Source organism: Paenibacillus sp. 01T442 (genome assembly GCF_056398345.1).
In genome coordinates this window covers 1-598 of the sequence record NZ_JBFTPF010000216.1, presented here as the reverse complement: position 1 = coordinate 598, position 598 = coordinate 1, and the positions used below count along the sequence as shown (strand labels likewise).

1 protein-coding gene is annotated in these 598 nt (G+C 43.2%); it reads right to left on the bottom strand.

What is annotated here, in order from left to right:
- A partial coding sequence (locus AC1DLM_RS35510; protein ID WP_477572637.1) for an IS3 family transposase occupies positions 1 to 598 on the bottom strand: 598 nt, incomplete at both ends.

The following is a 598-nucleotide window of genomic DNA, read 5'->3' as shown; positions in this document are numbered from 1 at the left end:
TGAAAAGATTCGATGCAAGCATTGTCATAACAGTTGCCTTTCCGACTCATGCTAGCTTTCATTTTGTATTTTTTTAGTCTTTTACGGTAATCGGTTGATGCGTACTGTGAGCCACGATCTGAGTGATGCAGTAGGCCTTTAGGAGGTTTTTGAGCCTCGTAGGCTTGATCTAAGGCAGCGAGAACTAAGTCGGTCGTCATACGGTCTCCGAKTTTCCAACCTACAATTTTGCGTGTGTACAAATCTAAAACACTTGCTAGATACATGCGGCCCTGTCGGCATGGGATATAAGTAATATCTGTTACCCAAACTTTGTTTGGCGCTGTTGTTTGGAAGTTCTGATTCAGCACGTTTGATGCAATCGGAAAATCATGGTTTGAATCGGTTGTATTCACTCGAAACTTCTTGGAAACACAGGAACGAAGCCCGTTTGCTTTCATCAACTTTCCTACTAAACGCTCAGAAACCGTCCAGCCTTCACGCTTTAAAGTCTCTGTGATTTTAGGGCTTCCATACCTACCAAAGTGGTCATGAAAGATGAATGTAATACGAGCTAAAAGAGCTGCTCTGCGCTTCTGGTAGCTGTTCACAACAGCTT